Genomic DNA, 12,766 nt, shown 5'->3' on the forward strand with positions numbered 1-12,766 from the left:
CTTCGATCGAGACATAGATAGAGACATAAAAAAAGGGGCGGAATATATCCGCCCCTACTGACTCTATTTAGGATTATCGCTTATCGTGTTTTGAACTGTTCCAGTTCATCACGCAACTGAGCGGCCTGACCGGCAAGCTCATCGCTCATAGCGACAGATGCCTGCATGGTTTGCATCACACCGTTAGTCGCTTCATTAATATTCACGACATTGCGGTTAACCTCTTCGGTCACCGAGCTCTGCTCTTCTGCAGCGGAAGCAATCTGATTGTTCATGTCATTGATCACATTAATCGCTTCGTTTACCTCTTCCAGTGCCAGCTGAGCAGCCTGCGTTTCCTCACAAGTATCGCGAGCCTGTTGCTGACTCTGGGCCATCAATGCAACGATAGACTGTGTTTCTTCCTCTAGTCGACTCAGCATGTTACGGATTTCCTCCGTTGAGCTCTGGGTCCGGTTTGCCAGATTACGTACCTCGTCGGCAACAACGGCAAAACCACGTCCCTGCTCACCAGCGCGTGCCGCCTCGATGGCCGCATTCAGTGCCAGCAAATTGGTTTGCTCTGCGATACCGCCAATTTCAGAGAGGATCCCCTGAATCGCCGCACTTGAATCAACAAGCGTCTGAGTCTGTGCTTGAGCCGAGTTGATCTGTCCTGCAAGCTCCGTCACAGCCTTGGCGGCATGGCCCATCTTTTCGGTACCATCCAGGCTACTATTTTGCACCTGAGCAGCAGCGGCTGCAGCCTGCACTGCCGAACTGGCCACCTCTTGAGCCGTAGCGCTCATCTCGTTAATCGCGGTTGCCAGCGAGCTCACTTCATTTAACTGCCCCAGCAATTGGTTAGACACATCCTCTGCCTGCCCACGACCAGCCGTCGCATGGCTGTCGACCTGCTCAGCCGCATCAGTCGCGGTACGCAATGTCCCCTGAATACGTTCCAAGAAAGTATTGAACCAAAATGCAAGCTGACCCGTTTCGTCTTGGCTATCCAGTTGGATACGGCGAGTCAGATCACCCTCTCCTTGTGCGATATCCTGCATGCGATCGACCAATTGTTTTAACGATGCGCCAATACGGGCCGCGAGTAGGAACATTGCAGCAAGGCCGGCCAACGCGGCAAACAAGCCCGCCATGATCCCTTCACCAATCGCTTCCTCGCTGAGTGATTCACTCCATTGCGTAAAGTCTGTCACGTCTTTTGTCACAACAGCTGATGGAATAGAAACCAATACTACCCAAGGCTTACCGCTTGTTTCTACCGTAGACACGGCAACCATCTCTGAACCAATAGTCAACAAACGCTGGTTGTCACCGCGAGCCATCGACACAATCTCAGACCAACGGCTCGACAGTTCACCTGTCACCTTCTTGCCGATATTGGCGCCGTTACGGCTGTCAGCCATCACCATTCCACTACTGGTTAGGATCATGACATGGCCTTGACCATTGTACAGTTGACGGGCCAATTGTTCCGACTGCCCCTGAAATGCCACCAACGACCAGTCAAAACCCAACGAACCAACAATTTTGCCATTCACTTTCAATGGCTGGCTAATCGTTGTAATCAGCTCCTGATTACCCCTAACGTTGTAGTAATAAGGCTCCATAACGAAGGTACGTCCGTTTTCGAACGGCGCAAGATGCCATTCATCAATACGCTCACCATTATTGTTGAGGTTTTGATTTCGAAATGAGGCCATCGCCGTTGGATCAAACGAACCATTTGGCAGAGGTGAGAAAAACGGAGCCAAGATCCCCTCAGGGGTCACAGACTTAATCCCATTGGCCGTTACTGGCGTTGTCCACGGCGAGGATTCCCACACCATATAACCCGCAAATACCGTTTTATCTTGGATTTCCAGCGCATTGATAAACTGCTGTACCAGTACATCCGCACTGACATGCTGCTCGCCGCCCAGTTCCAAGATTGAACGTAACAAAGAAAGGTTCGCTAGTACCGGGGCTAATTGCCCATTTAACTGTTGGCTCTGCTCGTTGGCAACTGCCAGCAAGTTCTGTGTCGTAGATTCTTTCAACTGTGCAGACACCTCTTGGGCTGTCATGGTCTGCACCTGAGTAAACGAATTAGTCGTAAACCCCATTGCGATTACTAATGTGAATACCAGTGCGACCCCTGCACTTAAGGCAATTCTGGTCTTAATCGTTTTGAACACGCCACCCTCTCTACAGATAAAATTTTAATATGTTACACGTTGCTATGACTTTTTTAATTCTATTAACAACATCCATTTTCAGAATCAGAGTCAAATAAAATCGACTTGTTCTAGCCGGTTGCAATCATCACCCTCGACCTAAGTACAACCTTATCAACGTAACATTATCTAGTTATGTCATTTAATTATCGGTCAAACCCGACCTAGACTTAAGCAGATTTCAAAAGATTTTAACTTGTGAAATATAGTGAACAAAAAATAGCACTTATTTACTTCTGAACTGTTACTAATTAATCAACAAGGGGAAATGAAAGCAATTTAATATGACTGAGACCCTATAAAACAATAATAAGATTAAGTAAAAGAATATCGAAAGCCAGGGTAGCCTTCACTTAATAATGAAAAATGAAACGGGCACATTCTCAATTGTCTTTATTTTTAGTGAACGATTTAATATATATTCACAAGCGCATACACCAATGTTAACTCAAGATACAATATTCAGATGGATTCAATCCAAGATCATTACAAATAAAAAACCGCTGTTTTTTACAACAGCGGTTTTCTTTTCCAAGGATTCTATCTTTAACGACATTAGAAGCTAAGCAGTTTACGGCCTGTCGTTTTATCTGCTGGCCCAGAAACAGGCTTACCCTGTTTATTCCCACCTCGGGATTTGGCCGGTTTCGCCGCTTTGTTCGTATTCTTATTCTTTGCCTTATTCGTCGCAGAACCTTTTGCCCCACCCTTCGCTTTATTTGACGCTTTAGGCTGTGGGCTGACCGATGGTTTCACCGTTGGTTTTTCTACCGCTTCAGTAACGGGCTTATCGCAGATGACCAAATAATACTCTTCGTTGAACTCAATAACATCGCCATCATACACCTTGCGGCGCTTACGCTGTTCAAGCTCACCATTAACCGCGACATAACCCTCGGCAATGGCAAGCTTTGCTTCCCCACCGCCGCTCACTGCATTGGCAATTTTCAGCACCTTGTACAACTCAATCGGCTGACAATCAACCTCAATACCCAGTGCTTCTACTTCATACTCTTCGTGTTCTTGCGACATCTTGTACCCACCACGGGTTATATAATATTACCGTGATTTTAACCCAATGCCCGAGAGTATTCACCATATAGCCTCGTTATCCCCTTCTCGGAGGTTTTATCTACCTTGAGGCTACCTGACTAACAGTATATTCTCGCAAGCATTACTCACCGAGATGCTTAATAACCATGACAGCTATCCAATATTGCCCATCATGTGGGTCATCAGCACTAAGGCATCATGAAAAACACGTCAAATGCGACCAGTGCGATTTTGTCTACTACCACAATACCGCCTCTGCCGTAATGGCAATTATTCGTTGTAACGATGAAGTGCTCATTGCTATTCGTGGACGAGAACCCGGTTTAGGAATGTGGGATTTCCCCGGAGGCTTTGTCGACTACGATGAATCACTTGAACAAGCCCTATACCGCGAACTTAACGAAGAACTGGGCTTCACACCGTCCCACTGCCGTTATGTCGGCTCATCGCCAAATACCTACTTATACAAAAATATCACTTATAAAACATGCGATTGCATTTTTATCATCGATCTTGTGAACAAGCCTAACCTTATTGCCGCCGATGACGTTGCCGAAATTTTGTGGGTACCGGTTACTGACATTTCCCCTGATCGTTTTGCATTTGACTCTACCCGTCAAGCTCTTAACTTCTTACAAAAATAACCAATCTTATTTTTCGCACCGTGACATTCATAATGAACCAAGAGACAATGCACCAATATTGATATCAATTCCAACGGAGGGGAGTAGCCAGATCTACGCCTTAGCACTCCGCCCTAAATTACCACACCAAGGATGATGATTTTTTAACCGACCCGATACAGGATGTCCTCTAGAAACGACATGATGACTTCGAGGGTATAACGTCATGCTTATTTTTGATAAAGACTATGCTTTTAGCGCTGAATCACAGTGGGTTACCGAAAATTCGGCACCAACAACCCATGCTGACACTGACAACGAATATGCACAAAAACGCAAGGCACTTGTCGCAGCAGCCCAAAAGAACGGTGGCCTAGTCGCCGACTAATCGCCTCTCCGCACTGGTGGAACAAGGGGCCGGGCCGCCAACTCGCCCCCTCCTAGTACATCACTAAGCAATCATTAGATGTACTAGGCCATCAGTGCACCTTTTATTCTTCTTGCCATCGTTCAACCCAACCAAATAACACTTGTTCTTCGTGCAATGCCTTTTCTTCTGCTATCTCTTAATGGGTAACCATAATTGACTTGTCAATAAGGATGATGCCATGTTCAAACGCCTGCTCACCCTACTCATTGTCCTGCTCCCCTTGCAACTTGTCGCCGAAGAACCACCATACAGCCGAATGGATATGTTCGACAGGCCTCTGATGGAGCGCTATGTTCTCGACGAACTCAAAGCCCTACGAACCGAACAGCAAGATCTCGAACGCAGAATGACAGTCGCAATCACCGACCGAGAACTGTCAGTCGCCGACAAATCAATGAATTATGCCAATGTCACCGTCACCTACTTCTTCTACTTAATTGCCGGTGCTGCCTCGCTTTTTGCCCTAATTGGCTGGCAGTCATTGCGTGAACTGCGTGACAACACAAAAAAAATGGCAGACCAACAGCTCCAGGAAATTACCGATCAATACGAAAGTAAATTCCGCCAACTAGAACAAGACCTCAAGCGCAAGACCCGGATCATCGCCCAAAATAACCGCGAAATTGAAACGATTAACGAAATCCACAACCTCTGGCTACGTTCGCAGAGCCTGCAAACCCCAGAGCAGCGGATCGAAGTGTACGATGAAATATTAAAAATCCGCCCCGGTGATTTAGAAGCACTGACCTACAAAGCCGATGCGGCAATGGAAATCCGCGAGTTCCATTGGTCACTGAGCCTCTGCAACCGAGTCCTTGAACTGGATGTCAATAACGCTCATGCCCTCTACCAGCGCGCCTGTGCCTATGCTTGTTTAGGCTCTGAAGAGTTAGCCATCAATGATCTTGAACAAGCGATTGCAGGCAGTGCCTCGCTAAGAGAGCTAGCTGCCGAAGAGAACGACTTCGAATCTCTATGGGGTAATGACCGTTTCGAAGCGCTAATCACCCAAAACGAACAACCATAGGCATTACACATTTAAATCAAGGAAAAGATATGCAAGTGATATACAATGCCGTGCAATAATCACATAAGCTAGTAATCAAATGAAAACACTACTAAATGCAGCTTTTTGTACTGCAATCGCCTTTACTCCCAAACTTTCGGCGGCTACCTTTGATCAGTTAGTCGCCGATAAACAACCCGACCGACAGATCATTGACTGCCGCTCGAGCAATTATTACAACGGCTGGCCAGAGGCCGGACAGCACAAGGGTGGGCATATCCCAGGAGCGATCAATTTCGATAGCGACTGGCTCAGCACACTCCGACCGCAAGTCGTACGAAGCGAGCTCGAAAGCCGTGGCATCGATTTCAAGCAACGAACAACCCTTTACTGCAGCACCACCAAAGCTGCAGCCTTAAAATCTCAGCTCAATGCACTCGGCAAATATGATGTCGAGGTGATCACTCAGCCAGTTGAACAGTACCCTGGCAAACTGGTTGCCCTCGAGAACTACCAACAATTGGTTCCGGCCAGCTGGTTACATCAGCTTATTGAAGGCCAATCCGTAAGCCACGCCCCCGCCAAAGGGTTCAAAGTCGTGGAAGTCGCATGGGGGCCTCCAGCAAAATACCTCGCCTCACACATACCGACAGCCTTGTATCTCAATACAAACAATATTGAGTCAGAGCCATGGTGGAATCGCGTTGATAACGATCAACTCGGCGAATTACTGCGTGAGCTAGGCATTAGCCACGACACCACCGTGATCCTGTACGGTCGTGACAATACCGCAGCAGCACGAGCGGCCAATATCATGATGTACGCTGGCGTCGAAGATGTTCGCCTGCTCAATGGTGGGTGGAAATCTTGGATCAATGCTGGCTACCCAACCCAAGCCTTGCTGAACAGCACCGAGCCTGTCGATTTCGGGCGCCCGATCCCGGCTCATCCGGAGTATATTATTGATATACAGGAAGCCAAAGAGATTCTGGCTGATCAGGATAACCAGTCACTGGTCAGCATCCGCAGTTGGGCCGAATACATCGGCGAAACCAGCGGATATAAATATATCGATCCCAAAGGTCGCATAAGCGGTTCAAAATGGGGACACGCAGGCTCTGATGCCTACAGCCTAGAAGACTTCCGCAATCCGGACGACACCATGATCAGCGAAGATTTGATCACCAAATTCTGGAAAGATTGGAATATCCATAAAAGCCAAAATGTCTCATTTTATTGTGGCACCGGCTGGCGAGCCTCTGAAGTCTTCTTTTATGCCCATGTCATGGGCTGGAAGCACATCAGCGTATTTGATGGCGGCTGGTTTGAATGGAGCGGAGACCCTGCCAACCCAGTAGAACACGGCGAGATCCCTAATGCGCCAATCTCAACGCATCATACTCGCTAACCCATACCGTACCTCCTCTACTTAAGTGTGAGATATAAAAAAGGCTGCGATTAACGCAGCCTTTTTACCGAATATATAACCTCTTCGTGTCTATGCGTCTGAACCACCAAAAGACTGGTTCAGGGCCTCAATTGACGCACGATAGACAGACTCCAGCTGCTCAACGGAAAGATCGCCAATATCACCCTCTTTGGCTGATTTCTCAAATGCCTGACAAACCTGATGAAGTCTCGTCAACCCCATTGTACCCGCAGCCCCCTTCAGGGTATGTGCCAAGTTGGCAACATCAGCCAACTGCACGTCCTCAATCGCCGGGATCAACTTCGCCATCGTGTCTGCCGACGAGTCGCTGAACAGACCGATCATCTTATTGACCAGTTCCGCACCCAGTACCTGCAAATCACTGCCAAGCACCTTTTCATCCAAAATCGGCATATCACTATTCACCACTTTCTGCTCCGCATTATCAATAGCTTGTTCCAAATCGACGTTCTCATCACCACACGCAAGGCATGATAGATTCACCCTTTCTCGCCCAGCCAGAACCTTAGCTATGGTATCAACCAACTGGTGCTCCACCAGCGGTTTCGGCAAGAAACCAGAGAATCCCGCATTGAGGTAAAGCTCCACCTCTTCATTAAAGACATGGGCCGAAAATGCCACCATCGGGGTCTCATGGGATGTTGAGCTATCCTGTTCTATCTGCTTGAGATCCCCTAGCAAGGTCACCCCATCGGTATCTGGCAAGTTAATATCCAACAAGGCCACATCAAAACGCTGCTCAGCAAACACGACCTTGGCCTGCGCGCCATCCTCTGCCACTATGACCCGATGGCCCAGACGACGCAAAAAGCCCTCAGCAACCAAGCTATTAACCGGATTATCTTCGACCAGTAACACACAGGCCGAAGGAATGTCATCTTGAGCCACGGCTTCGGCGGCGACTTCGCATTCACCAGAGGCCAAGTTCAGACTGAACCAGAAACAGCTCCCTTCACCCGGCGTAGAGTCCAGCCCAATCTCACCGCCCATTGCTTCCACAATTCGTCGGCTAATCGCCAGGCCAAGCCCGGTTCCGCCCATGGTCTGGCGGCCATCGCTAGACTGCTGGAAAGCATCGAACATACTGTCCTGCTCATCGTACGGAATACCTATGCCAGTATCTTCAACCTGAAAATCCAAGCGTCCAGGATGCAACGGGGAAGAGGATACCCAGACACTGACTTGGCCCTCATTGGTAAACTTGATTGCGTTACCCACTAAATTCACCAGTATCTGGCGAATACGGGTCGCATCACCCACCCAGAACTCCTCCAGTTGCTCGTCAATTTCAGTGACCAAGACAATTCCCTTGGTGGCGGCCCGATTATTCAACAAGCTGTAGACATCCTGGACCAACTCACGCAACGAGAAATTGGAAGGGCGAATATCCAAATGCCCAGCTTCAATTTTCGAATAATCCAAAACATCATTGAGGATATCAAGCAGCGTTTCGCCACTACGGTTAATCACCGCAAGGTACTCAGCCTGCTGCTTGTTCAGACCAGTATCGGCCAGCAGCGAAGCTGTACCCAATACCCCATTCATTGGCGTCCTAATTTCATGACTCATTGTCGCCAGGAAGGCAGACTTGGCGCGGTTGGCGCGCTCGGCTTCAGTACGCGCCTCTGCGTGCTTTTTCACCTCTTGGTTCAGTTGGCTGTTAGCCTCTTTCAACTGGCTGGTACGTTCTGCGACCAAGCGTTCAAGACTGGTCTTATGCTGTTGCAACTCTGAACGGATTTTCGATTCAACCTGTGCCAAGCGGTGACGCTCATAGGCGGTGTCGCGAGCCACCATGATCGCCCGCCCCATCTGTGCCAGTTCATCGTCGCCATGAGAAATTAGGCGAATTTCCAAATCCCCTCTTGCCAGTGACATCAGCGCCTGACTGTAGTCGTTAATCCTGCGGATAACCCTCGCGTAGACGAAACGCCACATGATCAGCACCAAAGCGATCATCCCCAACGCAGAAATCGCAATCAAGCTATTACGGGCTACGGTCAGTGTTTGATCAACCTGCGTCACGGCCTGCTGGGTACCAAGGTTGGCAGCTTGGATAATTTCATCCACTGTCTGATTCAGTTGCTGGAACATCACCAAGTTCTGTTGTTCCATCCGCTCAACGTCCTGCCGCGCATGGATCAAGGCCTCCAACTTATGGAAAAAGTCCCCGCTTTGGTTGAGTACCTCGCCCAATTCAACCAATTGCGCCGAACGACTCGGATCCTCAACCGACTTGACCCGTTGCTGGATCACGGTCACCGCATAGGTATAGCGCTTTTTTAAATTATGAAGTTCATCAATTCGGTTTATCTGGATACTGTCATCCAGCATGTTGATCACTTGCAATGACAGAAAACGAAGCTCGAACAAGCGCTCGCTCAAATCCATGTCCACTTCAACCAAGCTATCAAGGGCCTTGAACACCGCACTGGTATTGCCCTTCTCAACCAAGTCATAAATGCGTGACACATTCGCCACCGCAATAGTATTGGCGTTGGAAACCTGCGATTGCGACAGTGAGTCAATCTGCATCGTCGCCGATGTCATCTGCTCATTCATTGACTCAACCTTATCGGTCAACTCTAATTTTCGCCCAACCAAAATACCGAGCATGGCCAAATTATTAATGATGTTTTCAACATCTTTGGTCAACTGCTTAACCAATGCCGGCTTAAAGGAGTACCGCTCAAGTGATTTAAGGCTGCTGTGCAGAGCCTGAATATGAATCGTCAGTGACTTACCTTGCCGTTCACGCTCCTGCTCGTCCTTGGACTTTGCCAAAACCTGGGCATTGAAAATAATACGGGAGCTAAGATCCGACAGCTGCCGAGCCTCAACCAGGGCAGGTACTGCCGAATTGATCACATTGCGCTCGGTTTTGGCAACCAACGAAAAACCTGCAACGCCAATCACAACCGCGATAATCATCAAACCGGCCATCATCGAGAAGGCAATCAGCAGCTTTTGGCCAATTCCACTGGGGGTAAACGTCATAATTTATCAACCATCGTGCAGGCTTTAGCTATATATAAAGAGAAAACAGCCTGATAGACGCAAAAAATGGTATTATACCCAAACACCATATTTTCACCCAGCCTTAAGCAGGCGAATCAGTACAGATTGAACATGATAAATAAATGGCTCCTCCCTTTGCTGCTTTGCGCCAGCGTCACCCAGCCGGTACAGGCCATCGACGTATTAGCAGGCAAACCCGGCCAGAGCATGGAAAAAATAAATTATCAGCCTCTGAGCCATGCAACAAAGCCGTGGAAACTCTGTACTGTTTATCCCCACCTCAAAGACTCCTACTGGCTCTCCATTGACTATGGAATGGTCGAGCACGCCCGCAAACTAGGGGTCCAGCTCAAAGTCCTTGAGGCAGGCGGCTACCCCAACCTTGCAAAACAAAAAGCACAACTGACCGATTGCCGAGAATGGGGAGCAGACGCCATTATCCTCGGCACTGTGGATAGCCATGCCTATGAAAACCAACTCACTGAGCTTACCGGTAATATCCCGGTATTCGCGACGATCAATGAACTGGATACATCCACAACCGACAGCGCCAAGAAGATCATTGCTCGAGTAGGCATCGACTGGTATTACATGGGTCAGGCCGCTGGCGAGTATCTTGCCAAGCGTCATCCAAGGGGCAGTGGCATCGTCAATATTGCGCTACTGCCAGGCCCGCTAAAACGCGGTGGGACAAAACCGGTTGTCCAAGGCTTCATGGATGCCATTGCCGATAGTGATATCAATGTCGTCACCAAACTCTGGGCCGACAACAGCAAAGAACTGCAACGCAATCTTATCCAGCAACTGTTCACCAGCGGCCACCATATTGATTACATCGTTGGTGGAGCCGTGGCGGCAGAAGTGGCTATCAGCGAATTGCGCACCAATGGCAAGAGCAACGACATTAAGCTCGTCTCGACCTATCTCAGTCATGGCGTATACCGTGGATTGCTACGCAACAAAATCCTGTTTGCCCCTACCGACAAAATGGCTCAGCAGGCAATGTTGTCTGTCGATCAGGCCGTTCGCTACTTGGAACATAAACCGATCGAGTTGGAACTGGCCCCTATTGTTGAAGGCCTGACCCCGACACACCTGCCCGACAACGTGATTATGGAATCGCTCTCTCCGGCGGAGTTTCGTCCTGTATTCAACGTACCGGCGCCGCCCCGCCCGTAATACGTACAAACCATGTTGATTGTTTAACCTAAGCAAATGAAATGGGGTGACTTACTTACAAGTTTCACCATTTTCCTTTGTACATCATGCTGCGGCTCTGGTTTGATATAGCCAGCTTCGTTCTCACCTTTTTGGAGCATGACATGCACGCAACAACTCGTACTATGGCTAAGGCCAAACATATCGCCCTTGTTGCCCACGACAACTGCAAGCAGCAACTGTTACGATGGGTAATGGAACACAAGGAAAAACTGGCAGGCCATATTCTGTATGCCACAGGAACCACCGGTCATATGATCGCCAAGGCCTCTGGCCTTGAAGTCAATTGCCTACTAAGCGGCCCAATGGGGGGCGACCAGCAGCTTGGCGCTCAGATCTCCGAAGGCAATATCGACATGATGATCTTCTTCTGGGATCCACTCAATGCCGTTCCGCACGACCCTGATGTCAAGGCTCTACTGCGGATCTCAGCGGTATGGAATATACCGGTAGCCACCAACCGTGCCAGTGCCAATTTTATGATTTCATCTCCGATGCTCGATGAAGAGGTGGAAATCGAAATCCCCGATTATGACGCCTATATCAAAGAACGTTTAGGCTGACAGAAAGAACCTAGCCCCCAGCCACCGCGCAGGGGGTTAGGTTATCCAAAATCCAACAATGCAACATTCCCTTCCCCTTACCACTTGGGTATAAATCGCAACTTGGGTATATAGTTATCTAAAAATAACGATAATTTACTCGGTGGCGATAATGAAAGCATGGAAACTGACACAAGCAGAGGGCATAGACAGCCTCTCTCTGAGCAAGGCTGCCAAGCCAACACCTGCAGCAGATGAAATCTGTATCCGCGTCCATGCCGTTGGCCTAAATCCCATCGATTACAAACTCGCTCACTGGGGGTATGCCACCTGGCACTATCCGCAGATTATCGGGCTGGATATCGCAGGCACCGTCTCGTTCGTCGGCAAAGATGTCAAACATTTCCACCCCGGAGACCGGGTCATGGTCTTTGTCGATCCCCGCTATGCCGGTGGATTTGCCGAATATGCCGTTGCCAAAGCCTACGCCGTCAGCCGCCTCCCGGATAATGTCAGCTTCACCGATGCTGCCGCCCTTCCTTGCGCAGGCTATTCGGCCTGGATAGCCCTGTACGACAAACTGAGGGTAACCGCAGGACAAAGCATAGCGATCACCGGCGCAGGAGGTGGTGTCGGCGGCTATGCGGTCCAGTTGGCAAAATTAGCCGGTGCGACCGTCTATGCGATTGCCCACCAGCAACACCATGAACGGCTTCGGCGCTACGGGGCCGACGCGGTCACCGATCCCGAACGCGATAATCCGGCAATGCGCCTTATCGAACTGACTGAGGACAAATTGGTCGACGCCGCCATCGACTGTGTTTCGGCCAAATCCGGCAGTATTCTTAGTGCCTTAATCCGCTACAACGGCCATATCGTAATGGTTGCCGACCAGTTCAATCAGGTTCCCCTGCTTGCTTCAACCAAAGCCATCAGCATCCACGAGGTCGCATTGCACGGCACCTATGCCCACGGACACATCGAGCATATTCAGCACCTTGCCGATATCGGCAACCAACTGGCAACGTTAGTCAGCGAAGGCCGCCTCGACCCGATGGTCGAACAGGTACTCCCTTTTGCGCAGCTAACCGAGGGATTGCGAATTCTCAAGGCAGGGAGCCACAGCGGCAAAATTGTCAGCAGCATAAAAGAAGAATAAAAAAGCCCAGCCAATAAACAGGGCTGGGCTTGGGTGGTAGCGTTACCAAGG

At 49.3% G+C, this 12,766-nt stretch carries 10 protein-coding genes; 7 read left to right on the forward strand and 3 right to left on the reverse strand.

What is annotated here, in order from left to right:
• Positions 1 to 80 precede the first annotated feature (80 nt).
• On the reverse strand, positions 81 to 2,177 hold the full coding sequence (locus ACSF8X_RS11985; protein ID WP_047877079.1) for a methyl-accepting chemotaxis protein: 2,097 nt from the start codon (positions 2,175 to 2,177) through the stop codon (positions 81 to 83).
• 594 nt (positions 2,178 to 2,771) lie between these two features.
• Complete coding sequence (locus ACSF8X_RS11990) at positions 2,772 to 3,248, reverse strand: RNA-binding S4 domain-containing protein (protein ID WP_047877080.1); 477 nt, start codon at positions 3,246 to 3,248, stop codon at positions 2,772 to 2,774.
• A gap of 167 nt (positions 3,249 to 3,415) precedes the next feature.
• On the opposite strand from ACSF8X_RS11990, the gene ACSF8X_RS11995 reads away from it, so the two are divergent.
• From ACSF8X_RS11995 to ACSF8X_RS12010, 4 genes are all read left to right on the forward strand, one after another.
• Positions 3,416 to 3,913 (forward strand): NUDIX hydrolase, encoded by a 498-nt coding sequence (locus tag ACSF8X_RS11995; RefSeq protein WP_500850071.1) that lies wholly within the window; start codon positions 3,416 to 3,418, stop codon positions 3,911 to 3,913.
• 205 nt (positions 3,914 to 4,118) lie between these two features.
• Entirely contained in the window at positions 4,119 to 4,280 is a 162-nt protein-coding gene (locus ACSF8X_RS12000) for a hypothetical protein (RefSeq protein WP_157037763.1), read from the forward strand.
• 220 nt (positions 4,281 to 4,500) lie between these two features.
• Positions 4,501 to 5,349: a TPR end-of-group domain-containing protein gene (locus ACSF8X_RS12005; protein WP_500850072.1), complete on the forward strand. Its 849-nt coding sequence runs from the start codon at positions 4,501 to 4,503 to the stop codon at positions 5,347 to 5,349.
• A 79-nt stretch (positions 5,350 to 5,428) separates the two neighbouring features.
• Complete coding sequence (locus ACSF8X_RS12010) at positions 5,429 to 6,736, forward strand: rhodanese-like domain-containing protein (protein WP_500850073.1); 1,308 nt, start codon at positions 5,429 to 5,431, stop codon at positions 6,734 to 6,736.
• A gap of 90 nt (positions 6,737 to 6,826) precedes the next feature.
• Here the strand turns inward: ACSF8X_RS12010 and torS are convergent, their stop codons facing one another.
• The gene (gene torS / locus ACSF8X_RS12015) at positions 6,827 to 9,775 is read right to left on the reverse strand and encodes a TMAO reductase system sensor histidine kinase/response regulator TorS (protein WP_500850074.1); all 2,949 of its coding nucleotides are present in this window, start codon (positions 9,773 to 9,775) and stop codon (positions 6,827 to 6,829) included.
• A 132-nt stretch (positions 9,776 to 9,907) separates the two neighbouring features.
• On the opposite strand from torS, the gene torT reads away from it, so the two are divergent.
• From torT to ACSF8X_RS12030, 3 genes are all read left to right on the forward strand, one after another.
• The gene (gene torT, locus ACSF8X_RS12020) at positions 9,908 to 10,975 is read left to right on the forward strand and encodes a TMAO reductase system periplasmic protein TorT (protein ID WP_500850075.1); all 1,068 of its coding nucleotides are present in this window, start codon (positions 9,908 to 9,910) and stop codon (positions 10,973 to 10,975) included.
• A 143-nt stretch (positions 10,976 to 11,118) separates the two neighbouring features.
• The gene (locus tag ACSF8X_RS12025) at positions 11,119 to 11,577 is read left to right on the forward strand and encodes a methylglyoxal synthase (protein WP_500850076.1); all 459 of its coding nucleotides are present in this window, start codon (positions 11,119 to 11,121) and stop codon (positions 11,575 to 11,577) included.
• Positions 11,578 to 11,728: 151 nt separating this feature from the next.
• Positions 11,729 to 12,715, forward strand: a complete 987-nt coding sequence (locus ACSF8X_RS12030; RefSeq protein WP_500850077.1) for a zinc-binding dehydrogenase — start codon at positions 11,729 to 11,731, stop codon at positions 12,713 to 12,715.
• Positions 12,716 to 12,766 lie beyond the last annotated feature (51 nt).

It is taken from the genome of Photobacterium panuliri, from assembly GCF_059920555.1.

Coding starts and splice junctions, on each gene's coding strand:
- ACSF8X_RS11990 (WP_047877080.1), bottom strand. CDS start 3,248: ATGTCGCAAGAACACGAAGAGTATGAAGTAGAAGCACTGGGTATTGAG.
- ACSF8X_RS11995 (WP_500850071.1), top strand. CDS start 3,416: ATGACAGCTATCCAATATTGCCCATCATGTGGGTCATCAGCACTAAGG.
- ACSF8X_RS12000 (WP_157037763.1), top strand. CDS start 4,119: ATGCTTATTTTTGATAAAGACTATGCTTTTAGCGCTGAATCACAGTGG.
- ACSF8X_RS12005 (WP_500850072.1), top strand. CDS start 4,501: ATGTTCAAACGCCTGCTCACCCTACTCATTGTCCTGCTCCCCTTGCAA.
- ACSF8X_RS12010 (WP_500850073.1), top strand. CDS start 5,429: ATGAAAACACTACTAAATGCAGCTTTTTGTACTGCAATCGCCTTTACT.
- torS (WP_500850074.1), bottom strand. CDS start 9,775: ATGACGTTTACCCCCAGTGGAATTGGCCAAAAGCTGCTGATTGCCTTC.
- torT (WP_500850075.1), top strand. CDS start 9,908: ATGATAAATAAATGGCTCCTCCCTTTGCTGCTTTGCGCCAGCGTCACC.
- ACSF8X_RS12025 (WP_500850076.1), top strand. CDS start 11,119: ATGCACGCAACAACTCGTACTATGGCTAAGGCCAAACATATCGCCCTT.
- ACSF8X_RS12030 (WP_500850077.1), top strand. CDS start 11,729: ATGAAAGCATGGAAACTGACACAAGCAGAGGGCATAGACAGCCTCTCT.